Source organism: Rhodoplanes sp. Z2-YC6860 (genome assembly GCF_001579845.1).
In the GTDB taxonomy this organism is placed as follows: Bacteria; Pseudomonadota; Alphaproteobacteria; order Rhizobiales; family Xanthobacteraceae; genus Z2-YC6860.
On sequence record NZ_CP007440.1, the window covers coordinates 4,064,335 to 4,090,436 of the forward strand.

28 protein-coding genes are annotated in these 26,102 nt (G+C 63.2%); 17 read left to right on the plus strand and 11 right to left on the minus strand.

All coding sequences use genetic code 11. The features are described 5' to 3' along the window. Positions 1-148 precede the first annotated feature (148 nt). On the plus strand, positions 149-517 hold the full coding sequence (locus tag RHPLAN_RS18750) for a hypothetical protein (RefSeq protein ID WP_068020705.1): 369 nt from the start codon (positions 149-151) through the stop codon (positions 515-517). Between the two features lie 96 nt (positions 518-613). Next, the gene (locus RHPLAN_RS18755; RefSeq protein ID WP_068020707.1) at positions 614-808 is read left to right on the plus strand and encodes a hypothetical protein; all 195 of its coding nucleotides are present in this window, start codon (positions 614-616) and stop codon (positions 806-808) included. Positions 809-838: 30 nt separating this feature from the next. Here RHPLAN_RS18755 and RHPLAN_RS18760 read toward each other — a convergent pair whose 3' ends face one another. Beyond that, complete coding sequence (locus RHPLAN_RS18760; RefSeq protein WP_068020710.1) at positions 839-1,141, minus strand: hypothetical protein; 303 nt, start codon at positions 1,139-1,141, stop codon at positions 839-841. Positions 1,142-1,399: 258 nt separating this feature from the next. Between RHPLAN_RS18760 and RHPLAN_RS18765 the strand changes: the two genes are divergently transcribed. The 5 genes from RHPLAN_RS18765 (at position 1,400) to RHPLAN_RS18780 (ending at position 4,807) form a co-directional block, all read left to right on the plus strand. Next, complete coding sequence (locus RHPLAN_RS18765; RefSeq protein WP_157100345.1) at positions 1,400-1,699, plus strand: hypothetical protein; 300 nt, start codon at positions 1,400-1,402, stop codon at positions 1,697-1,699. A gap of 96 nt (positions 1,700-1,795) precedes the next feature. Further along, positions 1,796-1,924 carry a hypothetical protein gene (locus RHPLAN_RS40810; protein WP_257730488.1) on the plus strand — a complete coding sequence of 43 codons (129 nt, stop codon included), beginning with the start codon at positions 1,796-1,798 and terminating at the stop codon, positions 1,922-1,924. Between the two features lie 63 nt (positions 1,925-1,987). After that, entirely contained in the window at positions 1,988-2,161 is a 174-nt protein-coding gene (locus RHPLAN_RS39455; protein ID WP_157100346.1) for a hypothetical protein, read from the plus strand. Positions 2,162-2,788: 627 nt separating this feature from the next. Beyond that, on the plus strand, positions 2,789-3,676 hold the full coding sequence (hflC, locus tag RHPLAN_RS18775; RefSeq protein WP_068020718.1) for a protease modulator HflC: 888 nt from the start codon (positions 2,789-2,791) through the stop codon (positions 3,674-3,676). A 267-nt stretch (positions 3,677-3,943) separates the two neighbouring features. Beyond that, the gene (locus RHPLAN_RS18780; protein ID WP_068020720.1) at positions 3,944-4,807 is read left to right on the plus strand and encodes a transglutaminase family protein; all 864 of its coding nucleotides are present in this window, start codon (positions 3,944-3,946) and stop codon (positions 4,805-4,807) included. A 407-nt stretch (positions 4,808-5,214) separates the two neighbouring features. Here RHPLAN_RS18780 and RHPLAN_RS18785 read toward each other — a convergent pair whose 3' ends face one another. Beyond that, positions 5,215-5,907 (minus strand): outer membrane protein, encoded by a 693-nt coding sequence (locus tag RHPLAN_RS18785; RefSeq protein WP_068020722.1) that lies wholly within the window; start codon positions 5,905-5,907, stop codon positions 5,215-5,217. Between the two features lie 515 nt (positions 5,908-6,422). Here RHPLAN_RS18785 and RHPLAN_RS18790 point away from each other — a divergent pair. The 7 genes from RHPLAN_RS18790 to RHPLAN_RS18820 all read left to right on the plus strand — a co-directional run bounded on the left by RHPLAN_RS18790 (position 6,423) and on the right by RHPLAN_RS18820 (position 12,279). Beyond that, a complete protein-coding gene (locus RHPLAN_RS18790; RefSeq protein ID WP_068020724.1) occupies positions 6,423-6,905 on the plus strand; it encodes a single-stranded DNA-binding protein in 483 nt (160 codons plus the stop codon). Positions 6,906-7,142: 237 nt separating this feature from the next. Continuing rightward, the gene (locus tag RHPLAN_RS18795; RefSeq protein WP_068020726.1) at positions 7,143-8,441 is read left to right on the plus strand and encodes an SDR family oxidoreductase; all 1,299 of its coding nucleotides are present in this window, start codon (positions 7,143-7,145) and stop codon (positions 8,439-8,441) included. A gap of 22 nt (positions 8,442-8,463) precedes the next feature. After that, entirely contained in the window at positions 8,464-8,934 is a 471-nt protein-coding gene (locus tag RHPLAN_RS18800) for a DUF2269 family protein (protein ID WP_068020729.1), read from the plus strand. Positions 8,935-9,047: 113 nt separating this feature from the next. Then, positions 9,048-9,575 carry a YcnI family copper-binding membrane protein gene (locus tag RHPLAN_RS18805; protein WP_237180177.1) on the plus strand — a complete coding sequence of 176 codons (528 nt, stop codon included), beginning with the start codon at positions 9,048-9,050 and terminating at the stop codon, positions 9,573-9,575. Positions 9,576-9,589: 14 nt separating this feature from the next. Then, positions 9,590-11,173, plus strand: a complete 1,584-nt coding sequence (locus RHPLAN_RS18810) for a copper resistance CopC/CopD family protein (protein WP_068020731.1) — start codon at positions 9,590-9,592, stop codon at positions 11,171-11,173. 88 nt (positions 11,174-11,261) lie between these two features. Then, positions 11,262-11,918 (plus strand): methyltransferase family protein, encoded by a 657-nt coding sequence (locus tag RHPLAN_RS18815; RefSeq protein WP_068020733.1) that lies wholly within the window; start codon positions 11,262-11,264, stop codon positions 11,916-11,918. A gap of 157 nt (positions 11,919-12,075) precedes the next feature. After that, complete coding sequence (locus RHPLAN_RS18820) at positions 12,076-12,279, plus strand: cold-shock protein (RefSeq protein WP_068031486.1); 204 nt, start codon at positions 12,076-12,078, stop codon at positions 12,277-12,279. Positions 12,280-12,592: 313 nt separating this feature from the next. Here the strand turns inward: RHPLAN_RS18820 and RHPLAN_RS18825 are convergent, their stop codons facing one another. Further along, on the minus strand, positions 12,593-13,231 hold the full coding sequence (locus RHPLAN_RS18825) for a MarC family protein (RefSeq protein ID WP_068020746.1): 639 nt from the start codon (positions 13,229-13,231) through the stop codon (positions 12,593-12,595). A 241-nt stretch (positions 13,232-13,472) separates the two neighbouring features. On the opposite strand from RHPLAN_RS18825, the gene gyrA reads away from it, so the two are divergent. Beyond that, positions 13,473-16,220 (plus strand): DNA gyrase subunit A, encoded by a 2,748-nt coding sequence (gyrA, locus tag RHPLAN_RS18830; protein ID WP_068020755.1) that lies wholly within the window; start codon positions 13,473-13,475, stop codon positions 16,218-16,220. 21 nt (positions 16,221-16,241) lie between these two features. Here the strand turns inward: gyrA and RHPLAN_RS18835 are convergent, their stop codons facing one another. The 8 genes from RHPLAN_RS18835 to RHPLAN_RS18870 form a co-directional block, all read right to left on the minus strand. Next, on the minus strand, positions 16,242-16,577 hold the full coding sequence (locus RHPLAN_RS18835; RefSeq protein ID WP_068020761.1) for a hypothetical protein: 336 nt from the start codon (positions 16,575-16,577) through the stop codon (positions 16,242-16,244). Between the two features lie 86 nt (positions 16,578-16,663). After that, on the minus strand, positions 16,664-17,632 hold the full coding sequence (locus tag RHPLAN_RS18840) for a Bug family tripartite tricarboxylate transporter substrate binding protein (protein WP_068020764.1): 969 nt from the start codon (positions 17,630-17,632) through the stop codon (positions 16,664-16,666). 51 nt (positions 17,633-17,683) lie between these two features. Continuing rightward, the gene (locus RHPLAN_RS18845) at positions 17,684-18,682 is read right to left on the minus strand and encodes a substrate-binding domain-containing protein (RefSeq protein WP_068020774.1); all 999 of its coding nucleotides are present in this window, start codon (positions 18,680-18,682) and stop codon (positions 17,684-17,686) included. A 36-nt stretch (positions 18,683-18,718) separates the two neighbouring features. Further along, positions 18,719-19,729 carry an ABC transporter substrate-binding protein gene (locus RHPLAN_RS18850; RefSeq protein WP_198165032.1) on the minus strand — a complete coding sequence of 337 codons (1,011 nt, stop codon included), beginning with the start codon at positions 19,727-19,729 and terminating at the stop codon, positions 18,719-18,721. Beyond that, a complete protein-coding gene (locus tag RHPLAN_RS18855; RefSeq protein ID WP_068020779.1) occupies positions 19,719-20,408 on the minus strand; it encodes an ankyrin repeat domain-containing protein in 690 nt (229 codons plus the stop codon). Before RHPLAN_RS18855 ends, RHPLAN_RS18850 begins: the two co-directional genes overlap by 11 nt. Further along, positions 20,405-21,370 (minus strand): Bug family tripartite tricarboxylate transporter substrate binding protein, encoded by a 966-nt coding sequence (locus RHPLAN_RS18860; protein WP_068020780.1) that lies wholly within the window; start codon positions 21,368-21,370, stop codon positions 20,405-20,407. Before RHPLAN_RS18860 ends, RHPLAN_RS18855 begins: the two co-directional genes overlap by 4 nt. 23 nt (positions 21,371-21,393) lie before the next feature. Continuing rightward, a complete protein-coding gene (locus RHPLAN_RS18865; RefSeq protein ID WP_068020782.1) occupies positions 21,394-22,362 on the minus strand; it encodes a Bug family tripartite tricarboxylate transporter substrate binding protein in 969 nt (322 codons plus the stop codon). 197 nt (positions 22,363-22,559) lie between these two features. After that, positions 22,560-23,546: an ABC transporter substrate-binding protein gene (locus RHPLAN_RS18870; RefSeq protein WP_068020785.1), complete on the minus strand. Its 987-nt coding sequence runs from the start codon at positions 23,544-23,546 to the stop codon at positions 22,560-22,562. 282 nt (positions 23,547-23,828) lie between these two features. On the opposite strand from RHPLAN_RS18870, the gene RHPLAN_RS18875 reads away from it, so the two are divergent. Further along, on the plus strand, positions 23,829-25,019 hold the full coding sequence (locus tag RHPLAN_RS18875) for an FAD-dependent monooxygenase (RefSeq protein ID WP_068020787.1): 1,191 nt from the start codon (positions 23,829-23,831) through the stop codon (positions 25,017-25,019). Positions 25,020-25,053: 34 nt separating this feature from the next. Continuing rightward, positions 25,054-26,079, plus strand: coding sequence for a UDP-3-O-(3-hydroxymyristoyl)glucosamine N-acyltransferase (lpxD, locus tag RHPLAN_RS18880; protein ID WP_068020789.1), 1,026 nt, complete (start codon positions 25,054-25,056; stop codon positions 26,077-26,079). Positions 26,080-26,102 lie beyond the last annotated feature (23 nt).

The following is a 26,102-nucleotide window of genomic DNA, read 5'->3' on the forward strand; positions in this document are numbered from 1 at the left end:
CTCGATGAAAAGGGGAGTAACCCGGTGTGGCCTCAAGACGCGAGCATTTCGCGTTCGGCCTCTTAAGCTTGAAATCGCCACGCCGACCGGCAGCCCATCCGGGCTCCGTTGATTCTCGTTCCGACTCAATCGGACGAAAGGATCGATCATGGCTTTCTCTATGAAGCTCACTCCGAACGTTGAACGGATCCTCTGGGGCGCCTTCGGTGGTGCCCTTGCCCTTGCGGGAATTGGCTTCTCGTATGGGGGCTGGATGACAAGCGGCAAAGCAACGGAATTGGCGCAACGCCAGGCCGATGCCGCTGTTGTCGCTGCTCTGACCCCGATTTGCGTCGAAAACTTCCGTCATGCCGAGAAGGCTGACGACAATCTGACGAAGCTCAAAGCGATCAACTACTCGTATGAAAAAGGTGCTTTCGTCGCCAAGGGCGGCTGGGCCACTTTCCCTGACAAGAATGAGCCTCGATCCGCGGTCGCACAGGCTTGCGCAGATATTCTCGGGCGCACCGCGATGTAGCGGCGAATGACCGCAGTATTGGCAGCCGATTGAGCGACGGCGGGCTTGGCCGCGCTGTAGCCGGCTCGACGAAATTCCCATCGCGGCAGGTGTGAGATGCAAGCCGACCCGAAGCAATACCGAGGAGACGCGTTTGATCGCGCCATCAGGGAGACCTTTGGTGAGGCAACAACTTTCACCCAGGTCGAGGAGGCGCGAAGGCTCTATGCGCGCTACCGGACAGACGATCTCTTGAAACGCCTGAGAAACGTCGCATCCGGCGAAAATGGCGACCCGCAGCCTTGGACTTGAACGCCGGCGAGCACAGACTCGGACTGCCGATCAGTCTTTCTGCAACGTCGAAAGCCGTGCAAAGTCTTCTAGGACCCGCGCAATCAGCATCTTCCGCCTCGGGTCCTGTCCGGCCGAAGAACTGGCGAACAGCGACAGCAGATAGCGCGCCTTCTCAGCAGCTTCTTCCCAACTGTGCGCAGGGAGAGCGAGGAGTTGATCTTCCAACTCCTGCTGACGCGTGCGCAGTGCCAGTTCATTGGCCGCAACTTCAGAAAGCAACCTCCGCAGGTCGGTGGCTTTCTGCGCCGCCATCCCGCGGTGGGCGTCGAGTTCGACTGGTTTCTCGGTCATGCCGGCATTCTGGTTCGATCGTGCAGTGGCAGTCAGAGCGCCACCGAAATACGTCCGCACCAGCCTTGCACCGGTTTGTCCCGAAAGTCGATTGCAATTGTCCTAAGTGATGGGCGAGGAGTCGTCAGGCGTTAACTTCGGATCGATACGCTCGACTGCGAGTCCTCCATATTCGCCCGTTGGTTTGTGCTCTCGCCCTTGGTGATCATCGCGCGCGAGAGCGGCGTGGTGAAATGCAGAGCGGTACTGGAGTTTCCCATGAAAAAAGCACTGCCGGAAAAGATGTTCGTCGACGCTCAGTCCAGAATGAGCATGCTTCGCGATTGGGTGCTCAACCAAAGCGTCACCGAGATTGAGATGACCGAACGGCAGTTTTGGAACTTCGCCGCCCTTCAGCCAGTCTCGGAGAAGCCTTGGGTTACATTCATGGGCCGTCCACTTCGGGTGACGGACATGCCCGAAGACGCTCAGAAATGCCTGGGTATTCACGATCCCCAGCGTTCAGGCGCTATCTCGGCCAAACCACTCTCATTGGACAGAAATACTGTCATAAAATAAATAAATCTCGTGTATCCATTGTATATCCTGAAAATGAGCCTAGCTTAAAAAAGTACCTAGAAAATTGTTTTTTAGGTTTTATTGGAAGGAATTACTATGTCCAACCAACAGCAGGGCAACAACAACGCCCCGAAAACTCCGACACCGACCGAGACAAAGCCCGATAGCCAGCAGAACCAGGGCGACGCCAAACCGGGCTCCGACAAGCCGGAGCAGCAGAAATAATTCGTCGGTTAGAGGAGGCCCGGCTCGCGCCGGGCCTTTTCGTCGGAAAGCGGTGAGACCGTGGTGGTGAAATCGCTCCGGTTTGGACGAAAGCTGCCGGTGCCGTCGACCATCGAGATCAAGCTTCAACTCCTGACGTTGTGGCTGAAGGACCAGATGGCCAAAGAGGCCGCCGAAGCCGCCGCGAACGGCATCCGGTCGACCAGCGGATCTGGTGATGGCGATGCAACCGATTAGATCTCCCGGCGGGCGATCCGGCTCATCCTTATGGGCGGCTCCCATCGCACGCGTCACTTGCCTGGCTTTTCTGGGCCTCCCTTTGGCCGGTTAACGCAGCTGCGCCAGCCCAAGACGGCTGTCGAAAAATAAATCAGCCACCCGAAGCATGTTGGCATTGCCGCTTGCGACAGGTCTTGGGAGCCGCAATGTCCAAGCCGGAATGTCTGGCGGCGCTGATCGTCCTTATTCTGTGTGCAAGCGCCTGGTCGATGGCCGCGGTTCCAAGAGCCGGCGACACTGCCGGCGGAGAAGGGAAGCCCCTGTGATCTTTTGCAACAAGGGACCCCATCCATGCTTTACGCGGCTGCACGCAAATATCGTCGAGGAGGATGGCGCATTTACGGTTTCTGTCCGGATCTTCAATCACCTCAAAACAGAAGAGTCCGCCTGGGGCCAGGAAATTGCCGCGACCTTCGACATGGCTAGCCTGATGATTGGATCGCTGGCGGACCAATTTTCGATTCCTCAGAATTGCATCTCGATAAAGATCGTCACGTGGTGTCACCGGGATGGGACAATTCACTAGCCGAAAGAAGTCTTGGAGCTTTGATGTGCTCACCGCCCCTGCGCAGATCGGACTAGCAGATGAGCGTTGACCGGGGCGCCGTCATTGCGACGCTCGTGCTTGCTGCGGCCGTTGGTTGGAGTGCAGTGTTCACCGTCCATCAGACACAACAGGCGCTCGTCGTCCGGCTTGGCGAGCCGCTCCGGACGATCGCCGAGCCGGGCCTTCATTTTAAGATGCCCATCATCGACAGCGTGATCGCGATCGAAAAACGCGTCCTCGATCTCGAAGTGCCCGCTCAAGAGGTCATCGCCTCCGACCAAAAGCGATTGATAATCACCAGCTTTGCTCGCTACCGCATCAGCGATGCTCTCAAATTCTATCAAACCGTAGGGGCGGTCTCCGAAGCAAATCCCCGCCTGTCGATTATGTTGATTGCGGCGCTCCGCCGTGTTCTAGGGGAGGCGTCTTTTATTCAGATCCTCCGCACCGATCGTGCGGCATTGATGTCATCGATGCGCGATCAGCTTGATCGGGAAGCCGGCTCTTTCGGCATCTCGATTGTCGACGTCCGCATTCGAGGCGCGAACCTGCCGGAGCAGAACAGCCAGGCTATATACAGCCGCATGCAGACAGAACGGCAGCGGGACGCAACTGCGTACCGTGCCGACGGGAGTCAGCGGTCCCAGGAAATTCGCGCGATGGCCGATCGCGATGCCACCGTGCTGATTGCGGACGCGGCATCGAGTTCCGAGAAAATCCGTGGCGATGGTGATGCTGAGCGCAATCGAATCTTTGCAGATGCATTTGGCAGGGATAAGGAGTTTGCCGCCTTTTATCGTTCTATGCAGGCATATGACACAGCGCTCCGGCATGACACAACACACATGCTCCTGCGGACCAACTCTGAATTCTTCCGGTACTTCGTCGATCCCTCAGGCAAAAGAGATGATATCCTCCGTCAATGACGCGCGAACTCTAGGTGTTGTCAGCGCAAGCCAGTGCAGGCGACAGGCAGATCTGTGTCTCGCGGAGGCGCATCGGGAAGCTGACGCGATGATCCAAGCAGCGTTGCGCAACATGGCTGACCAATGGCTAACTCTCGAAAGGCAAATCGAGTGGATTGCAGAAACGAGAGCCCGGTCCGCTATGCCGATCGGTGCAGGGCCGGCGAAATAACCCGACGCGTGTCCAATCGCTAGGGCTGCTCTCAACATGAGCGAGGCTGGGCTGAATTGGTTACCCTCAACATCCACCACAAGACGTCGTATCGTTTCTACCAGCCAGTGACACTCTGGCCGCATCGCCTGTTGCTGCGGCCACGCGAGAGCAGGGAACTTCGCCTGATTTCCAGCGACGTTGCGGTCACGCCCGCAGCAGCCCTGAGTTGGGCCCAGGATGTCTGCGGTAACACCATTGCGACCGCGAACTTCTACGCGATGTCCGATCATCTGGTGATCGACAGCACCGCCACCATTGAACTCGACGCTGCTGCCTGGCCCGTTTTTCCCATTTCGTCGTCGGCGATTTTCTACCCCTTTCGCTATGAAGAAGACGAAATTGCCGATCTCGGCGCGCTGGCGGTTCCGCAATACCCAGACCCAATGGGTCAATTGCAGGCTTGGGCGCGGGCGGTCGTTTGGTGCAATCCAACCGAAACGCTCTTGCTGCTTAAAGATCTCAGTGCCGGGGTGTCGACCCAGATCGGCTATCAGAGCCGCGAGACGGAAGGCACGCAGACGCCGACCCAGACGCTCGATCGTCGATTGGGCTCATGTCGGGATCTGGCTGTCTTGTTCGCCGAAGCGGCGCGTATGCTCGGATTCGGAGCAAGGATCGTCTCGGGTTATCTCTACAATCCCAACCAACAGAGCGTCGGGTCCAACGGCGCGGGTTCGACGCACGCTTGGGCCGAAGTGTATGTTCCGGGGGCAGGCTGGATCACATTCGATCCGACCAATCGCAGTATCGGCGGATTCAATCTGATCCCAGTGGCGGTCGGGCGCGATATTCATCTCATCATGCCCGTCACCGGCAGCTTTCTCGGTATGACAAACGCGTTTCAGGGGATGTCCGTCGAAGTGCGGGTGACGCCTTGAAATCTGGCAGTCCATCTCGGAACTTATGGGCGCCTGCTCCGATTGAGGTTTATGGAAAATCGCCAACGCGAACTCTACACCAGTTCGAACGGGGACAGATGGTACCTGCAAGCGGTCGATGGCGAGGCGGTTGTCCTGCACCAGCCGAACTCATCCTCTGGCGGCCGACCATCTGAAGCTGCCCTGCATACCTTTTTAAATCCGCGCAACAAAGGCCCTGAACATGAAGCGCTTCGGAGGTTGATCTGCGGGCTTGCAACGGCCGAAAGCGATAGCTCCGAGGCGAAGGTTTTCTGGAATGCGTGAGAGTCCGCCGCCGGTGTATCTGGCATCCCGCTTCAAGCGCATCAAAAGCAAAAGGGCCGGCGTGACGCCGGCCCTTTTCCCCAGCCCCAATAAAATGCCGCTCAGTACGGGTAGCCGCCCGTCATGAAGCGGTAGTTGAGCGCGCCGCGGACGATGTCGTTGTCGAGCCGGCCGTAGTTCACGACGGCCGTGCCGCCCGCGAGGCCGTAGGTCGCCGTGAAGCTGTCCAGCGAGACGTGGAGATATTCGAGGCGCGCGGTCCAGGCCGGCGTGATGGCGTAATCGACGCCGACGCCGAGCGCCCAGCCGACCACGGTGTCGTCGGCGCTGTAGGGGCCGGCGAGCGTGCCGGTCACAGCACCGCTGGCCTTGCGGCCGCCGTAGGCGAGACCACCGGTGACATACGGCAGCCAGCGATCCCACATCGCGTAGCCGAGGCGGCCGCGGAAGGTGCCGAACCACTCGAGCTCTTGCTTGTCGACGAAGGTGGCGCCGCCGGCGCTGAACACCGAGTCGCTGTCCTGACCGGAGAACTGAATGTCGGTCTCAAGGCCGAACACCCATTGGCCAAACTGCCAATTGTAGCCAATCTGGCCACCGAACACGACGCCGCTCACATCGCTGAAGCCGCCGCCGAGATTGAGACCGGCGTACCAGCCGCCCCAGTTGAACGGCATGTAAACCGGCGCCTTCACCGGCATCATCTGACGCGGCGCGAGATCCGCCGCTGCAGCGGGAAGAGACGCGGTCACCAAACCGAGCGACGCAACGGCCGCCACCAAAAGACGCTTCATGTTCAACCCTCACTGAGACCGCCAACCGGCGGTTCACCCGACGAAATTTGGCCAAATCTTAACGCGGGTTCCGGACGGATTGAGTCTCCAAAAAGCCACAGCCGCCTAAATTGCGCGCGGATGAGGATTGCGGTCTAACTGACTGAAAAAACGATGCTTTAATTCTTGATGGCAATCCAAAACTGAGCCGCGCCCGATTTTTGCTGCCCATTTTCGCGACAGGCCGCACGCAGAAGGATTTGAATACCTCTGCGAGCCGGGCGCATGAAATTGCGCTTGCTTGGAACAAAAAGAGAACATACATTTGTCGGGCGGTTCGGCGCCAGTCAGCTTTCTGGGCTGTGTTTTGGTGTGGACGAACGGCAAACGCGCTTGTGGCGCAGCTGATGCGCACTAGGTTGCGGAGCAGGGCACCGGTCGATGGTACGCGAAACGCGCGTCAGCCTGCGAAGCGGAGCCCACTTAATCGAGAATTCGGCAATCAAAATTCGGAAGCGGCGAAACAGGAGAAGGTCATGGCAGGCTCAGTGAACAAGGTCATTCTGGTCGGCAATCTCGGCAAGGATCCGGAAATCCGCCGCACAAATGACGGGCGCCCGATCGCCAACCTGAGCGTGGCGACCTCCGAGACCTGGCGCGACAAGAACAGCGGCGAGCGCAAGGAAAAGACCGAGTGGCATCGCGTGGTGATCTTCAGCGAAGGGCTCTGCAAGATCGCCGAGCAATACCTGAAGAAGGGCTCGAAGGTTTATCTCGAAGGCCAGCTTCAGACGCGCAAATACACGGATAAGGACGGCAACGAGAAGTATTCGACCGAGGTGGTGCTGCAGGGCTTCAACTCGGCGCTGACCATGCTCGACACCCGCGGCGGTGGGAGCGGTGGCGGCTACGAGTCCTCCGACGACTTCGGCGCGCAGAGCGCAGCGCCCGCAAGAAAGCCCGCAATGGCGGGAGCCGGCGGCGGCCGTGGCGACATGGACGACGAAATTCCGTTCTGATTGCCGGGAAATCGCTGCGGGAGCATGATCCCGAAAAGTGCGAAGCGGTTTTCGGAAAAAGATCATGCTCAAACAGACAGATGAGCTTAGAGTCTGATCCAGCTTCGCTGAATCAGACTCTAACGACAGGGCGCCCGGCCATCAGCCGGGCGTCTTCTTTTGCCGAATCCGGAATGCCGGAAGTGTTGGTAGAATGCTTGGGAGCGATCCGCGGGCAATCATGAGCGGGACTGTTTCATGCGCGTGCTGGTGACCGGGGCCTACGGGCTGATCGGTTCGGCGTGTCTGGCGAGGCTGCATCGCGACGGCCACGAGGTGACCGGCGCGGGCCGCGACGTCCGCGAGGCGAGCCTGCGCGCGCCCTTCGCCAAATGGATCACCGCCGACTTCCGCCACCTGACGCTCGCCGGGGACTGGCTGCCGCTGCTTGAAGGCTTCGACGCGGTGGTGAACTGCGTCGGTGTCCTGCAGGACGGCATGCATGACAGCGTGCAGCGCATCCAAGTGGCCGCGACCACCGCGCTGTTTGCCGCCTGCGAGCGCGCCGGCATCAAGCGCGTGGTGCATATTTCCGCGATCGGCGCCGCGCGCTCCGCGCCGACCGCGTTTGCCCGCAGCAAGGCCGAGGCCGAGGACAACCTTTCGCGGCGCCAGCTCGACTGGGTGATCCTGCGTCCGGGTCTGGTGCTCTCGCCCGCGGTCTATGGCGGCACCGCGATGCTGCGCGGCGTTTGCGGCGTTCCGTTCGTGACGCCGGTGCTCGAGCCTGACGCGCGCCTTCAGGTGGTCAGCGTCGATGACGTCGCGGCCGCGGTGGCGCACAGCCTCACGCCCGACGCCAAGGTGAAGGTCAAATGGGATGTGGCGCATCCCGACGTTCTGACGCTCGAGACGGTCGTCAGTTCGATCCGCGACTGGCACGGCTTCCGCAAGCGCCCGATCTGGCGCGTGCCGCGCGGTCTCGGCCGGGTCGTGTCGGCGGTCGCCGACCTGCTCGGCTATCTCGGCTGGCGCAGCCCCGCGCGCTCGACCGCGGTCCGGCAACTGGCGGCGGGCATCATCGGTGCGCCGCCGCCCTGGATCGCGGCAACCGGCATCGAGCCGAAAAGCCTGCAGGCGATCCTGGCTCAGCAGCCGGCGAGCGTGACCGATCGCTGGTTCGCGCGGCTGTTCCTGTTCAAGCCGGTGGCGATTGCCGGTCTTGCATTGTTCTGGATCGCGACCGGCATCATCACGATGGGCCCGGGCGCGGCGGTGGCGCTCGGCCATCTCAAGACCGCGGGCGTACCGCCCAGGGTCGCGGGTCCGATGGTGCTCGTCGGCGCGCTATATGACTATTTCATCGGGCTCGGACTGCTGCTGCGACCTGTGGCTCGCATCGTGCTCCACATCATGCTGTGGTCGACGGTGCTCTATCTCGTCGCGGGCTCCGTGCTCGCGCCGCAGCTCTGGACCGATCCGCTCGGGCCGTACCTCAAGATCGTGCCGGTGCTGATCGCAACGTTGTTCACTCTCGCCATCATGGACGACCGGTAACAGCTGAGGGGAGCGCGGCGCGATGGCCCATCTCTATCTCACGCTGAAGCTCATCCATATCCTTGGCTCCGCGGTGCTGTTCGGCACCGGCCTCGGCATCGCCTTCTTCATGTTCATGGCTCATCGCAGTGGCGATGCCGCAGCGGTTGCGCACACCGCGCGCACCGTGGTGATCGCCGACGCGGTGTTCACCGCCACCGCGGTGGTGATCCAGCCGCTGACCGGCTGGGGCCTGATGGCGATGACCGGCGTGCCGATCACCGCATTCTGGATCAGAGCCGCGCTGGTGCTCTACATCTTCGTCGGCCTGTGCTGGCTGCCGGTCGTATGGATTCAGCTTCGGATGCGGGATATCGCGGCGGAAGCGGTTCGCAGGGGCAAGGCGCTGCCGGCGCGCTACCACCGCTATTTCCAGATCTGGTTCTGGCTCGGCTGGCCGGCCTTCATCGGCGTGATCGCGATTTTCGCGCTGATGCTGTGGAAGCCGCGATGACAGCACGGCAATTGTCGTTCGCGCGTGAAACGAGCGCATGTCTGACTGGTCAACCTGCCATCGAGGGGGCGCAAACACCGACAAATGGTGCCTTCGACAAACGGGAGATCGTGATGATGCTGTCGAGATCGAGCCTGTCTTTCCTCATCGCCGCTTGCGTGCTCGTGCCATCGGCGCAAGCGCACATCACGCTGGAAAAGCCGGAGGCCGCGGTAGCGGCGCCCTACAAGGCGGTGTTTCGCGTCCCCCACGGCTGCGGCGATTCCCCGACTGTGAAAATTCGCATCCGGATTCCCCAAGGTGTGATCGGCGTTAAGCCGATGCCGAAGCCGGGCTGGCAGCTCGAAACGGTCAAAGCCAAGTACGACAAGCCGTACAAAATGTTCCACAACGCGCTCACCGAAGGCGTCCGCGAGGTGACATGGACCGGCAAGCTTGCGGACGACAACTACGATGAGTTCGTGTTGTCGACCTATCTGACTGACGAACTCAAGCCGGGCACGACCCTGTATTTCCCGGTGGTGCAGGAGTGCGAGAAGGGCGTGCACCGCTGGATCGAAATCCCCGAAGCCGGCAAGACGGCCGCTGATCTTCCCGAGTCTGCGCCCGGTCTCAAGCTCGTGCCGGCGCAACGTCCGTAGCACTCGGGTCAGCGATGGTCTCACGCGGCGCTGCCATTGTGCTCGGAGTTCTGCTGGCGCTCATAACCGCGTCTGCGGCCTGGGCCCATGCCACCCTGGTCGGCAGTGAACCGGCCGACCGCGCGATGGTGCCGGAGTCCCCGCCGGCCGTTACGCTCCAGTTCAACGAGCCGGTCTCGCCTGTCTCCATCGTGCTCGTCGGTCCCAATGGCGCGTCCAGCACCTTGAAGGGGGTGACGGCGAAAGATGAGACGCTGACGGTCGCGATGCCCGGGGCGTTGGCGAAAGGCACGCACCTGTTGAGCTGGCGCGTGATCTCGGCCGATGGGCATCCGGTGTCCGGCACCGTCATGTTCTCGATCAAGGAGGCGAGCGCGGAGCCTCCGATGCAGCCACAATTCGAGATGGATCGTGGGCTGCTCGCGGGCATCTGGCTCTGCAAGCTCGCGCTCTATTGCGCCCTGATGTTCGGGATCGGCGGCGCCTTCTACGCGGCCTTCATCGCCACGGGGCCGCTCCCTGCGCGCTGCACGGTCTGGCTTTCCGTCCTGCTGTTGGGTGGCCTCGTCGCAACCGTGCTTTCGGTTGGATTCCAGGGTGTGGACCTCGCCAATCTACCGCCGTTGGAGATGCGCCGCCCCGATGTCTGGATCGGCGGACTGCGGACCTCCTACGGAACGACGGCCGTCATCGCCGCGGCAGCCCTCATCCTGGGTCTGCTTGCGCTTCGTGGCGGATCGCAGCGCAAGCTTGCCGCGGCACTCGCAATTGCCGGCGTGGGCGTGGCTCTCGCATCCAGCGGACATGCCGCGTCGGCTGCGCCGCAATTCCTGACACGTCCGGCGGTGTTCCTGCACGGCATGTCGGTTGCATTCTGGCTCGGCGCTCTGATTCCGCTCCTGGCGAGCCTGCACCTGCGCCGCGAGCGGGACTTGCTGAGATTCTCGCGGGTCATTCCGGCAGGGATCGCTGTGCTCGTTGCGACGGGCGTCGTGCTGTCCGTGGTCCAACTTGAAACGCTCGATGCGCTTTGGACAACCCGATACGGCATGGTCTGGGACGCAAAGATCGCAGCCGTGCTCGTGCTGCTCGGCCTCGGCGCCTGCAACCGCTACGCCCTGACACCCAGAATCGTACACGGCGAGCCTGCGGCGGCCGGCCGGATGTCGGCGTCCATCAGGATCGAACTTGTCTTGGCCTTGGCCATCCTGGCTGTTGTCGCGGCGTGGCGATTTACCCAGCCGCCGCGCGCCATCCATGCGGCGGCGAGTGCGCCGACCCAGGTGCACATCCACACCGCGAAAGCGATGGCCGATGTGAGATTGGAGCCCGCGGCTGGCGGACTGCACACCGCGACACTCGCGATCTGGAACGGCGACTTTGCGCCGTTGGCGGCCAAGGAAGTGGCGCTGGTGCTGGCGAAGCCCGATGCGGGAATCGAGCCGCTGCGATTTCCCGCGGTTCATGTGGCGGAATCGACCTGGCGGGTCGATGGCGTGAATATTCCGATCAAGGGACGTTGGCGTGTCCGCGTGGAGATTCTGATCGACGATTTCGACAAGGTTTCGATCGACGAGGACGTCGAATTTCCACGATAGGGCTTGAATGGTGCCGGGGGCGCTGTGGAAGCCGCACTCGCGACACGTTCCAGGCGTAGCACGCTTCAAGTGTAAGCAGGGCGCCACCATGTCCTGGCCCGTGAAACTCGCAGCCGTCGCCATTAGTACACTGATGTATCTCGCGCTGGCCGTGATCGGTTGGGGCGGGCTTTCCGCGTTCTTCGCCAACCCGGCGCGCACCGCGCTCGTGGTCGTGTTCCTGGTGCTGTCCGTCGCAGGCCTCTTTGCCGGCGGCAACCTGAGTTCCGGCATCCAGGAGGATCGCGGCAACCGATGGGTGCTGATCGCCTTTGCGATCATCAGCATTCTGCATGGATGGCTGCCGGCCTATACCGACCGCATCGGGTTCTGGACCGTCGACGGCGATACAGTCCGCTGGACCGGCGTGATCCTCGCTGCCGTTGGCGGCGCGCTCAGGCTTTGGCCGGTCTACGTGCTTGGCAACCGTTTCAGCGGGCTGGTCGCGATCCAGGAGGGCCATACGCTGGTCACGACGGGCATCTACAGCGCCATCCGCAACCCGAGCTATCTGGGCCTGCTCATCAACATGTTCGGCTGGTCGCTGGCGTTCCGCTCGGTCGCAGGCGTCCTGCTGACGGCTCTGATGCTGATCCCGCTCGTCGTGCGCATGAACTCCGAGGAGCGGCTGCTGCAATCGCAGTTCGGCGCCGAATACGAGGCCTATCGCAGCCGGACGGCGCGGCTCATTCCCGGGCTCTATTGATTTACCGCCCACCAGGATGGGGCGCGCTTGGTCTGGACTATTGGGGGCCGACCTGCCAAGGATTACCGGTGCTTGCCACCTAGTCTCCGGCGACACAAGCCCGTGCCACCTGGCCGTGGTACGGGCTTTCTATTTTGCCAACGACAGGGAGCTTTTCGTGGCAACAGGTACTGTGAAGTGGTTCAACCCGACCAAGGGTTACGGTTTCATTCAGCCTCAGGGCGGCGGCAAGGACGTGTTCGTGCACATCTCCGCGGTTGAGCGTGCGGGTCTCAGCACGCTGAACGAAGGCGCTCAGGTGGAGTACGAAATCGTCGCAAATCGCGGCAAGGAATCGGCCGAGAATTTGAAGGTTCGTTAAGCCAAAAGCCCCGGTTCGCCGGGGCTTTTTCCGATCGACTGGCAGCAGCCCCGCGCTCGCGAAGATCGGCGGGGCTCGCTTTCAACGGAAGGTCCCTTGGACCTGCCTCTGTCGTCGGGACGACGCTCTGGCCGATTTTCTTTCCGTTGCCCCAGTGGCGCGCGACTGAGAATTGAACTTCATCGCGCGGTCGAAATTTCGCATTCATACCTTGCAGCCTCGCGGGACGACATGGTTCCCGGGCGCGGTAGCCTCATCGCGGGAATGGGTTTGTCACCTCAGCCAGCCTGGGTGATCCGGCTGTCGCCGCGCGTCAATGCAAGCCTTGCGCCCCGAGCGCGGCGCGGACGCCATCGATCACATATTGCACGGCAAGCGCCGCGAGGATCACGCCGAGCAGCCGCGACAGCACCACGTTGCCGGTGACGCCCAGCAGCTTGCCGAGGCGGTCGGCAGCGGCGAAGCAGACGAAACAGATCGCGATCACGACGACGACGGTGAGCATCAGCAGGGCCAGGAACTCCGGCCGGTAGTTGGCCTGGCCGGCAAGCAGGATGGTTGCCGTGATTGCGCCGGGCCCGGCCATCAGCGGAATGGCGAGCGGGAAGGCCGCCATGTTGTGCAGGTGCTCCTCCGCGGCCTGCTCGGCGTCCTGCGTGGCGTGCTTGAGGCGCAGCCCCAGCACCATCTCGGCCGCCACCAGGAACAGCAGCAGCCCGCCGGCAATGCGGAATGCCGGCAGCGAGATGCCGAGTCCGCGCAGCAGCCAGTCGCCGAAAAACGCGGTGCCGATCAGGATGCCGCCCGCGATCAGCGAAGCGCGGAGCGCGATCTCACGGCGGAATTTTTGCGAGACACCGTCGGTGACGCCGAGAAAGGTCGGCACCAGCCCGACGGGATCGACCACGACCAGCAGTGTCACCAACGCGGAAATCATGAACTCGAACGGCATGATGCGACCCTAAGCGGGGCGCGCTTTCCGGTCCATCTTTTGCGCGTTGGGCTGTGGACTTGAGTCGTTCTGCCATACATGCGGCAAACGCCGAAAAACGTCGGCTTAAGCTATTGAAATCACGGCATGAAATCTTACGTATGACAGGCTCTTTAAGGTGGTCTCACCGCTTTGAATCAGCTATGAAAATCGCAGCAGAATCGCTGCGGAACTTTGTTCCCTTGATCCAGGATGTTTGCCCTTGGCCGACGCTGAAAACCCGCCCGGCGGTCCCTCGTCGTCTGACGTTCGCCCGATCTCCATCACCGACGAAATGAAGCGCAGCTATCTCGATTACGCCATGAGCGTGATCGTGTCGCGCGCGCTGCCGGACGTGCGCGACGGGCTCAAGCCCGTGCACCGCCGCATCCTCTACTCGATGTACGAGCAGGGCCATACGCCCGATAAGAAATACGTGAAGTCGGCCCGTGTGGTTGGCGACGTGATGGGCAAATACCATCCGCATGGCGACAGTGCGATCTACGACGCGCTGGTTCGCATGGCGCAGGATTTCTCCATGCGCCTGATGCTGATCGACGGTCAGGGCAACTTCGGCTCGGTCGACGGCGATGCCGCAGCGGCGATGCGTTACACCGAGTGCCGTCTTGCCAAGTCGGCGATGGTGCTGCTCAACGACATCGACGAAGACACCGTCAATTTCCAGGACAACTACGACGGCAATGAACATGAGCCGGTGGTTCTGCCGGCGCGCTTTCCCAATCTCCTGGTCAACGGCGCCGGCGGCATCGCGGTCGGCATGGCGACCAACATCCCGCCGCATAATCTGGGCGAAGTCATCGACGCCTGCATTGCGTTGATCAACGATCCGGCGCTGACGATCGACAGCCTGATCAAGATCGTGCCGGGGCCGGACTTTCCGACCGGCGGCATCATCCTCGGCAGGGCCGGCATCACCAGCGCCTACCACACCGGCCGCGGTTCCGTCGTGATGCGCGGCAAGGTCGAGATCGAAACGATCCGCAAGGAGCGCGAGGCGATCGTCATCTCGGAGATCCCGTACCAGGTGAACAAGGCCACGATGATCGAGCGTATGGCCGAACTGGTGCGCGAGAAGAAAATCGAAGGCATCGCCGAACTGCGAGATGAGTCCGACCGCGACGGCTATCGCGTCGTGATCGAGCTCAAGCGCGAAGCGATGCCGGACGTGGTGCTGAACCAACTCTATCGCTTTACCCCGCTGCAGACCTCGTTCGGCTGCAACATGGTGGCGCTCGACGGCGGCCGGCCGCTGCTGATGAACCTCCGGGACATGCTCACCGCCTTCGTTGCGTTTCGCGAAGAGGTGGTGTCGCGGCGCACCAAGTTCCGGCTCAACAAGGCGCGCGACCGCGCCCATATCCTGGTCGGTCTCGCCATCGCGGTCGCCAACATCGACGAGGTGATCAAGCTCATCCGTGCCGCCAAGGACGCCAACGAAGCGCGCGAGCAGTTGATGGCCCGCGACTGGCCGGCCCGCGACGTCGAGGCGCTGCTCAAACTAATCGACGATCCCCGTCACCGCATGACGGAAGCCGGCACCTACCGCATGTCGGCCGAGCAGGCCAAGGCGATCCTCGATCTGCGCCTGCAGCGCCTGACGGCGCTCGGCCGCGACGAGATCAAGGACGAGCTCGACAAACTCGCGGCCGAGATTTCCGACTATCTCGACATCCTGCGCTCGCGCGCGCGAATCCAGTCGATCGTCAAGGAAGAGCTCGTGGCGGTGAAGGACGAGTTCGCGACGCCGCGCCGCACGGTCATTGTCGAGCAGGAGGGTGAGGTCGAGGACGAGGACCTGATCCAGCGCGAGGACATGGTGGTGACGGTGTCCCATCTCGGCTACGTCAAGCGCGTTCCGCTCTCGACCTACCGGATGCAGCGCCGCGGCGGCAAAGGCCGCTCCGGCATGCAGACGCGCGATGAGGATTTCGTGGCGCGGCTGTTCGTGGCTTCGACGCACACGCCGGTGCTGTTCTTCTCGTCGAAGGGCCGCGTCTACAAGGAGAAAGTCTGGCGCTTGCCATTGGCCGCGCCGCAGGCGCGCGGCAAGCCGCTGATCAACATTCTGCCGATCGAGCAGGGCGAGCGCATGACCTCGATCCTGCCGCTGCCGGAGGATGAGAGCACCTGGGGCAATCTCGACGTGATGTTCTCGACCACCAAGGGAACGGTGCGCCGGAACAAGCTGTCGGACTTCGTCGATGTGCGCCGCTCCGGCATCATCGCCATGAAGCTCGACGAGGGCGAGGGCATCCTCGACGTGCAGGTCTGCACCGAGAGGGACGACGTGCTGCTCACCACGGCGCAGGGCCAGTGCATCCGCTTCGCGGTGACCGACGTGCGCGTGTTCTCGGGCCGCACATCGATGGGTGTTCGCGGCATCAATCTCGCCGAAGGCGACCGCGTGATCTCGCAATCGATCCTGCGCCATCTCGACGTCAGCTCCGAAGAGCGTGTGGCCTACCTCAAGCGCGCCAATGCGGTGCGCCGCGCCGCTGGCGACGAAGAGGAGGCGACGATCGATGCCGAGGAGGCGGCAGCGCCGGCCATCGAGCTCGGCGAGCAGCGCTATGTGGAGATGTCGGCAGCTGAGCAGTTCATTCTCACCGTCTCGGAGCGCGGTTACGGCAAGCGCTCGTCGTCCTACGAATACCGGATCACCGGCCGCGGCGGCAAAGGCCTCGTCGCCATGGCGATCTGGGAGGGCAAGAAGGGCGAGGAAACGATCAAGGAGAAGATCGGTCAGCTCGTCGCTTCGTTCCCGGTCGAGGAGGCCGACCAGATCATGCTGGTCACCGACGGCGGCAAGCTCATCCGCACCCCGGTCGACGGCATTCGCATTGCCGGCCGCTCGACGCAGGGCGTGATCGTGTTCAACACCGCCGACGACGAGAAGGTCGTCTCGGTCGAACGCATCGGCGAAGAGGGCGAGGAGAACGGCGGCAACTAGCCGCCGTTCCTGTCGAGCCGCTCAATAGCCGTAGGCCGGGCCGATGGCGTAGCGCTGTGCGTCGTCCGTCTCCCACCATGGCGCCGGCTGAGCGTGGAACGGCCGGTCGGAAACGATGGTGTTGGTGTAATGCGGCCGCCAGTCGTATTGGCTGTAGTACGGCCGGTACGCTCGGTAATAATAGCGTGGCGGCTCGACCGCACAGGCGCCGTTACAGGTCCTCGCAGTGGAACCGATTGCGCCGTGCTTGGGTGCAGGGTGCACGGCAAGTGAAGTGGCCTGAACCGGCGCACCGCTTGACGCGAGCAGGACCATCACACACGCCGTTCCTGCAGCCGTCCACACGCCTTTCAACATTGCTCTCTCCTCTGCGATGCGGTTGAGCAACGCGAAGAGTGTCCGTTGGTTGCATGGACGACGCAACGGCTTTTCACGAGCCTCGTTCAGTCCTCCTTCAGCCCGAGCGCCGTAACGATCGGGCCCCATTTTTCGGTGTCGGCCTTGATGACAGTCGCGAGCGCCTCGGGCCCGCCACCGCGCGGTTCTGCGCCAAGCCGCTTGAATGTCTCAAGCATCGAGGGCTCTTTCAGCGCGTCGTTCACCGCGGCGTTCAAGCGCGCGACGATGGCGGATGGCGTGGCCTTCGGCGCGAGCAGTGCGGTCCAGGCGCCGGTCGTGACCGTCGGATAGCCGAGTTCCGGCATCGCGGGCACATCGGGCAGTTCGTCGAAGCGCTTTGGCGCGATCATCGCGAGCGCCCTGAGCTTGCCGTCGCGAATGAAGGGCAGCGACGTGCCGATGGTGTCGAACGTGATCGGCACCTGGCCGGCCACCACGTCGGCGAGCGCCGGCCCGCCGCCTTTGTAGGGCACGTGGGTGATCTCGGTGCCGGTGAGTTTCTTGAACAGCTCCGCCGTGAGATGCGGCAGCGTACCGGCGCCGCCGGTCGAGTAGTTGAGCTTGCCGGGATTGGCCTTGGCGTAGGCGACAAGCTCGGCAACCGTCTTGAACGGCGCCGACGGGTTCGCGACCATCACCATCGGCTGCTCGCTGACGATCGCGACCGGCGCAAAATCGGCCGCCGTGTAGCCAGCATTGCTCCGGAGCATCGGGCTCATCACCAGGCCGCTCGCCGCGGTGTAGATCAGCGTGTAGCCGTCGGGATCGGCAATGGCCGCAGCCTTCGAGCCGAGCGTGTTGCCGGCGCCGGCCCGGTTCTCGACCACCACCGGCTGGCCGAGAAGAGGTGGCAGCGCATTCGCAATCACCCGCGCCATGGTGTCGACCGGCCCGCCCGCGGGCGTCGGCACGATCACGCGGATGGTTCGGCTCGGATAGGTCTCGGCGAAGGCGGCGTGTGCCGGCAGGCCAAGCGCCGCAACGGCGCCCAGCAGAACGCGTCTCGTCAACATGTTGACTTCCTTTGGGTCGTTTCCTCGTCGTCGCTTGTTTTTATTGTCGTTTCAAAGGTCCATCGTGCTGGGGGCGAAAATCTCCTGAAGCGGCACGCGGCGTTTCGCCAGCCCCTGTTCGTGGACGTATTGGGTGATGGTCTCGAGTACGTTGCGGTTCGACGTCACGCCGTAGACCATCGGGTCGGTGGCGAGCGCTTTGCGCACATCGTCGCCGATCAGGCCGGGTTCGTAGTGCCGGTGCAGCGCCGTGTCGCGTGCCGTCAGCACCGCGGCGCGGGCCTTCCTGAAGGCGTTGAAGATGTTCAGCGCCGCCCACGGATAGCGCTCGTGGAGCGAACGCCGGATCACCATGCCATGGTTGATCTGATAGATGCCGGTCTTCTTGAAGTATCGCGCGCCTTCGGTCTTGTGATCGAACAGCGGCCGGAAGCGGTCGTCCTTGGAGAGATCGATGCGGCTCCTATCGACCAGGTTTGGATTGGTGAGATAGAGCAGGGTGGCGTCGAGCTCGCCCTTGACCATCATCTCGCCGATGTTGGTGCTCGCCGGAATCTGATGCACGGTGACGCCGTCCGGCGCCTTGAAGCCGGTTGCGCCGCCGTGGCTGGTCTCGGGCGTGCGCTCCATGTGCCATTCGATATCGCGCGGATGCACGCCGAATTCGTGCTGCAGCACGCCGCGGCCCCAGATCGCCGCGGTCTGCTGATACTCCGGCACGCCGACGCGCTTGCCCTTGAGGTCTTCCGGCTTGGTGATGCCCGAGGCGACGCGAACCAGCGCTCGAAGATGGAAGAACTCGCGCGTGGTGAACACCGGGATCGCGATCCACGGCGTCGGTCCCTGCGATGTCGCAATGGTCAGCGACGACATCGACATTTCCGAGACGTCGAATTCGGCGAACTTCAATTGCCGCCAGAACATCTCGGACGGATGCAGCGCGGTCGGATAAAGCTTGATGCCGTCCGGCATGAATTCGCCGTCGAGAATAGCCTGCGTGTTCTCGTTGCGCGACAGCGCGATGCTGAGCTCGAGCTTGGTGTCAGACATGGATGGACTCGGCTTGGACGCGTTGCATTTGGATACTCATTCGATCACCTCGTCGGCGCTGAGCAGCAGCGACTGGGGAATGGTGAGGCCCAACGCCTTCGCGGTCTTAAGATTGATCGCGAGCTCGAATTTGACGGGCTGCTGGACCGGCAACTCGGAGGGTTTGGCGCCTTTGAGAATGCGGTCCACATAGGTCGCGGCGCGGCGGAACAGATCAACTCGGTCGATGCCATAGGCAATCAGGCCGCCGTCGGTGGCAAACGGTCGGATCGGATAGAGCGCCGGCATATTATGTTTTGCCATGAGGCCAACCAGCGACGTGCGTTGCGCGAACATGAAGCTGTCAGGAAGCACCAGAAGGCCGCTGTTGGGTTCGCGCGCGGTTGCCTGGATGACATATTCCATGCCGCGTGCATCGTGTACAGGCGTGATCCGCAGCGAGAGTTTCAGGCGATCCGCAGCGGCATAAAGGGATGGTTGAAACATTGGCGCGTAGGGCGCGGTGTCCGGGTTGTAGATTGTGGCAACAAGCGCGATGCGGGGCGCGGCTTCCTTCAGCACCTCCAGCCATTTGCCGCCCATGCTGGCTTCCTCGACGCTGAAGCCCGTGATGTTGCCGCCCGGCCGGGACAGGCTCGGTACGAAGCCCTGTCCGACCGGATCGGCGACCGAGACAAACACGATGGGATGCGTGGTGGTGGCCTGCCGCAAGGCGATCAGCGACGGCGTGGCGTTTGCGAGCAGGATGTCGGGCTTGAGTTCGACCAACTCGCGCGCCGCGGCGAGCGCGCCAGCCGGATCGCCAACGACCCAGCGGGTCTCGAGCCGCATGGTCCGGCCGTCAACCCAGCCGAGTTCGGCAAGCGCCTGGATCAGCGCCGTGTATTGCCGCTGCGCCTCGGGATCGTCCTGCCGGCGCGCCATCAGGAGGCCGATGCTGCGTGGGCGGTCCTGAGCGAGGACTACACGCGGCCGAAGGATTGCGGCGAGCGAGCCGCCAAACGCCGCGAGCGCATCGCGCCGGGTGGGGCTGCCACTATTGCCCACCGGCGTTTTCCAGAATCCGCGCCATCTCGACATAGGCGCGGCGGCGGGCGTGCTGCAGCGGCGTCGTGCCCTGACGGTCGGCGACATTGACGTCGCAGCCGGCTTCGACCAGCGCCCGCACGGTCGCCGTGTGATTGGCGTCGCCGTTGCCGAGCACGATGGCTTCCATCAGCGCGGTGAAGCCCAGGTTGTTGACGTGGTTGAGCGGTGCCTTGGCGGCGATGAGGAGCTTCACGGCCTCTGCGTGGCCGAGATGCGCGGCTGCGATCAGCGCGGTGCCGTCATAGCGGCTGGTGATATTTTTGGCGCTGGCGCCGCCTTCCAGCACGATCTTGAGCATCTCGATGTCGTTGGCGACCGCGGCGATGGTGACGATATCGTAGCGGTCGGCGTCGAGCCGATTGGGATCGGCGCCAAGTTTCAAAAGCGCCCGCGCCGCGGCGTGCTGCTTCATGTAGACGGCGACATGCAGCGGCGTGCGGCTTTTGGAATCCTGGATGTTCGGCTTTTCGCCGTCCTTGATCAGCTGTTCGATCCCGGCGACGTCGCCTTTGGCCGCCGCCTCGTGCAGGCCGGCATAGACCGCAAGCTCCTGCCGGGTCGGCGCGTTCTGCGCCTGTGCTATTTGCGTGGCTAGCGCCAAAAGGACAAACAGCGGTGCGAACAGCCGCGTGATCATTGCGCCTTCAATCCTGCGGCCTTCATGATCGCGCCGATGCGCTGGTATTCGCTGGCGATGAACTCGCCGAATTCGGCAGCCGACATGTTCGGGACGTCGGCCGACATCGCCGCGAGCTTGCCGGACAGATCCGGTGAGCGCAGCGCCTCCAGCACCTCGGCACGCACCTTGTCGATGATGGGCTGCGGCGTGCCGGCCGGCGCCAGCACCCCCGACCAGGACGAGCCGATCACGCCGTTGACGCCGCTCTCGATCATCGTGGGCACGTCGGGCAGGGCGGAAATGCGGCTGTCGCGGATCACTGCGAGCCCGCGGAAGCCGCCTTCCTTGAGATGCGCGAGCGTCACCGAGGTGGTCTCGAAGCCAGCGTGGATTCGGCCGGCGATCATGTCGGTCATCAATGTCGAGGCGCCCTTGTAGGGCACGATCTGGATATCGGCGCCGGTCTGCTTCTTGAACATCTCGGCGAGCATGTGTGGCGGTGCACCGTTCGGAACGCCGAAGTTGAGCGTGTTGGGATGCTGTTTGGCGTAGGCGAGAAGCTCCGGCACGGTCTTGAACGGCGCGTTGGTCGCCCCGATCATCACATAGGGCACGCTCGACACCATGGCGATCGGTGTGAAGCTTTTCACCGGATCGTAGCCGCTGTTGCCATAGAGTGCGGGCCCGATCGCGAGCGTGGCCGAACTGCCGAACATCAGCGTGTAGCCGTCGGGCTCGGCGCGCGCCACCTCGCGGCCGGCGAGCGTGCCGCCGGCCCCGGGCTTGTTGTCGACGTACATCTGGCCGAGCGATTCAGAGAGAGACTGCGAGGTCAGCCGCGCCATCACGTCGAGCGGCCCGCCCGGCGGAAACGACACGACCAGCCGGATCGGCTTGCTCGGATATTTGTCCTCCGCCAGCGCGCCGCCCGCGGCGAGCGTCAGCGCTATCGATCCCAGCAGAGTCCGTCGGTCAATCATGCCCAGTCCTTTGTATTCCTGCCCTAAGGTTCAAGCTTCAACCCGGAAGACTTTATCACTTCTGCCCATTTTGGACCCTCCTCGGTGATAAACTTGTCGAAGTCCTCGGGCGTCCCAGCTCTGATCTCAGCGCCGAGCCGCAGCAGCCGCTCGATCATTTCGGGGCTTTTCAGCTCGGTGTTGATCGCGACATTGAGCTTGTCGATGATCGGCTTCGGCGCGCCGACCGGCGCGACCACGCCGCTCCAGGACACCGAGACGAAGTTCTTCACATCGCTTTCATCGAGAGTGGGCACCTGGGGGATCTGCGTCAGCCGGTTGAGGCTCGCGACGCCGAGCGGCCGGACCTTCTTGTCGCTGATCTGGCCGAGCAGCACCGAGGCCGGCTCGAAGGTGAAGTCGATCTGACCGGCGACGAGATCGGTGACCACGTTGTTGGCGGCCTTATAAGGGATGAAAGCGAAGTCGGTGCCGGTGCGCATTTTGAACAGAGCGCCGGTGAGGTGAGGGAGCGCGCCGGTCGGAAAGCCGAAGTTGAGCTTGCCCGGATTGGCCTTGGCATAGGCGATGAGCTCCTGCGTCGAGTTGATCGGCAGGGTGGGCCGTACCACCAGCACCATGGGCACGCTGGAAACGAGTGCAACCGGCGCGAAGCTTTTCACCGGATCGAAATCCAGGTTCTTGTAGAGGTTGGCGCTCACCCCCATGGTCGTCGACGTGGCCATCATCAGCGTATAGCCGTCGGGTTCGGCGGTCGCGACGATGCGCGCGCCGAGCGTGCCGCCTTGGCCGGGCTTGTTCTCCACCACCACCGCGCCGACCGACACCGAGAGCTTCTGCGCGATCAGCCGCGCCATCACGTCGACCGGCCCTCCGGCGCCGAACGGTACGATCAGCTTGATCGGCTTGGTCGGATAGGGCTGCGCCGGTGCGGGCTCACTGAGGGTTGCGACGAGCGGGATCATCAGAAGCGCTGCGAGAATGCCATGCATGGAAGTCACCTTCCTCTCGTGCACTGAAAACCTTCTTCTCATCGTTGGGCGCGAGCATGACAGCAGTGTGGTGCCGTCTGCGCGAGCACGGCAAACCTGATTCAATTGTCAAATGGGCCAAGTGGCAAGCGCTATCCGGGTCTCGCGTTTCGCACTGCCGGAACGGCGGTGGTGCGGATGCGCAGGCTCAGAACGACCTAAATCGCTTCGTCGGCGAGCGCGAGCATTGTCGGTGGAACTTCAAGCCCAAGCATCTTGGCTGTCTTGGTGTTGATGATCAGCTCGAAGGTCGCGGCCCGCTCGGCCGGCAGATCCGATGGCTTTGCCCCCTTGAGAACTCGATCCGTCAGTCGCGCCATTCGTCCAAAAACCCAAGGCACGCTCGTGCCATAAGACAGGAGGCCTCCAACCAACACCGACTCGCGGCCCGAGTGGATGGTCGGCAACCTGTTCTCGTCCGCGAACGCCACGATGCGCTGGTAGTATGCGTAGGTGATCGCGCTGCCGGCGACCATCATGCCATCCGCCCGTTCCTGGCGGATTCTGTCGAAGGCTGCACCGAGTTGCTCCACGACATCGACCGGCACTGGAACGATCGCGACTCCGGGCAGAGCTTCGACCTGGCGGTCCTGCTCCAGAACCCCTCGCGGGCCCAGGAACGCGACCCGCGAGACGCGCGGCGCAATCTCCTTGAGCAGCTGCAACCGCTTGCGGAAGAACTCCGGGCCCGTGGTCTGGGCCACACCCGTGAGATTGCCGCCAGGCCTCGCGAAGCTCGCGATCAGGCCGGCAGCGACGGGATCATCCTGAAACAACGTGATGAGCGGAATGGTTCGCGTCGCGTTCAGGGCCGCATCATGGAGCCAGCGTGCACCGCCCAGAACAATCACGTCGACCTTGCGCGCCACCAGGTCCGCAAGCAGCTCCGGTGCGCGCTGTGGATTTCCCTCGAGACTGAGACGTTCAATGGAGATCGTTTGCCCGTCGATCCATCCGAGATCCCGCAACTCGTGAACGAAGGCGCGTGCCGGGGCAAAGGCGGGGTCGGGCCCGGTCGTTTCGGCTCTGGAGATGCCGGTCAGGACAAGCGCAACCACGGGTTTCCTGGGCGCCTGCGCAAGCGCCGGAACCGAGCCGCAGGCCGCAGCGCTCGCCAGCAGACCGATGAGCTCTCGCCGCCTCATCCGATCACCTCGTCGGCGCGGATCAACAGCTTTTGCAGCACTGTGAGGCCGACGGCCTTCGCGGTTTTAATGCCGAGTTTGGGCGCCATGGCTTCCGTCACCGGCAGAAAGATCGAATGAGAGGCGCGATATGTCAGAATACAATCTATTGCAGCATGGCGCTGTGGAATTGGGAATGGGGTCCGTGGATACTCCCGTGCGGGCGGGCCGGGTTGTAAAGCCATCGCGGATTTTCTAACCGAACGGTTGCGGGCGAGACCGCGTGCGAGGGACTGCTGAGAAATGCAAAGTAAGGTCGCAATTATCGGGGCAGGGATTGGCGGGCTTACCGCGGCGTTGGCGCTGATCCGGCAAGGCATCGACGTCGAGGTGCATGAGCAGGCGCCCGAGCTCAAGGAGCTTGGCGCGGGCGTCCAGATCAGCTCGAACGGCACGCGCGTGCTCTATGCGCTCGGGCTCTGCGCCGACGTTGAGCGGATCGGCGTGGTTGTCGCCGGCAAGGAGATCAGGCTCTGGAGCACTGGCCAGACCTGGAAGCTGTTCGATCTCGGCGCCGAGTCGGTCGAGCGCTACGGCTATCCTTACGTGATGTTCCACCGCGGCGACCTTCACGCCATGCTGCTGAACGCCATCCGCAGCGAACGCCCGGACGCGATCAAGCTCAATCGCAAATGCACCGGCGTCACCGAGGACGGCGATGAAGTGCTGATGCGCTTCGAGAATGGCGAGACCGCGCGGGCGTCGGTGGCGATCGGCGCCGACGGCGTGCAGTCGCGGGTGCGGTTTGCAACCTTCGGCGCCGACAAGCCGGAGTTCACCGGCATCGTCGCCTGGCGCGTGCTGGTGCCGCACGACCGCGTGCCGTCGGGCATCAGGCTCAAGGTCGGCACCAACTGGGTCGGTCCGGGCGGCCACGTGGTGCACTACCCGGTGCGGGGCGGGCAGCTGCTCAATCTCGTCGGCCTCCTCGAGCGGGACGACTGGCGCGTCGAGTCCTGGACGGTGCAAGGCAGTGCGGACGAGTTCATCAACGACTTCAAAGGCTGGCATCCGGACATCCACGAGACCATCCGAGCCGGCGACACGCCGTACAAATGGGCGCTGTTCGCCCGGCCGCCGATGCCGAGCTGGACGAAGGGACGGGTCACGCTCCTCGGCGACGCCTGCCACTCGATGTTGCCGATGATGGCGCAGGGCGCGGTGATGGCGCTGGAGGATGGCTACGTGCTGGCGCGCTGCCTCAAGGCTTATGGTGTGAACCCGGAGGCGTTGCAGCACTACGAGGCGGCGCGGCGAGAGCGCGCCAACCGCTGCGTCGCGGCCGCGATCGACAACACAAAGCGTTTCCACAATCCGGAAATGGCACACGCGGCAGGCGCCGAGGCCTACGTCACCCGCGAGTGGCAGGAGGACAAGGTGAGGGCTCGCTACGAGTGGCTGTTCACCTATGACGCGACGAGCGTGCCGGTTTGATCGGTGGGGGCCCATCGCGTAAGGTCCGCGCCGCATGACTGCTCATACCTTTTTCGACGCGCCCGAGGGGCTGACGGTGTCCGAGATTGCGGAGCTGACCGGGGCCAAGCCCCGCGCCGGCACCGATCTCGGCCGTGTGGTGCGCGGCATCGCGACGCTGCAACAAGCGCGTCCTGCCGACCTGACGTTTTTCGAAAACTTCAAATACGTCGATCAGCTCGCCGACACGGGTGCCGGCGTTTGCCTGACCACCGAGCGCTTTGCCGAACGCGTTTCTGCGCGCGTTGCGGTGCTGCTGACCAGCGAGCCGTTCCGCGATTTCGTCGCGGTGGCCCGTGAGCTCTATCCGAACTCGCTCCGCCCGCATTCGATGTTCGATGCCGAGACGCTCGCGCCCGGCGCTCACGTGCATCCGACCGCGGAGATCGAGGACGGCGTGACCATCGATCCAGGGGCCGTGATCGGCCCGCGCGCCGCCATCGGCTCCGGAACCATCATCGGGCCGAACGTCGCGATCGGCCCGGACGTGCACATCGGCCGCGACTGCTCGGTCGGGCCCGGCACCGCGATCATGCATTCGCTGGTCGGCGACAACGTGGTTTTCCACGGCGGCTGTCAGATCGGCCAGGACGGATTCCGCTACCGCATGACCGCCAAAGGCCATGTCAAAGTGCCGCAACTCGGCCGCGTCATCATCCAGGACCATGTCGAGATCGGCGCCAACACGGCCATCGACCGCGGTGGATTGGGTGATACCGTGATCGGCGAGGGCACCAAAATCGACAACCTGGTTCACATCGGCCACAACTGCATCATCGGCCGCCATTGCGTCATTGCGGGGCAATGCGGCTTCGCCGGCAGCGTGACGCTCGGCGACGGGGTCGTCCTGGGGGGGCAGGTTGGGGTGGCCGACCACCTGACCATCGGGGATGGCACGATGATCGGCGGCAAAAGCGGCGTGGTTTCGAATATTCCCCCGGGCGAGCGTTGGCTGGGCTTCCCGGCCATGCCGGGCCGCGAGTTCCTGCGGGTCACGGCGGCGTTGCGCAAGCGCATCTGAGGCCGTATCAAACGGTTGAGTTC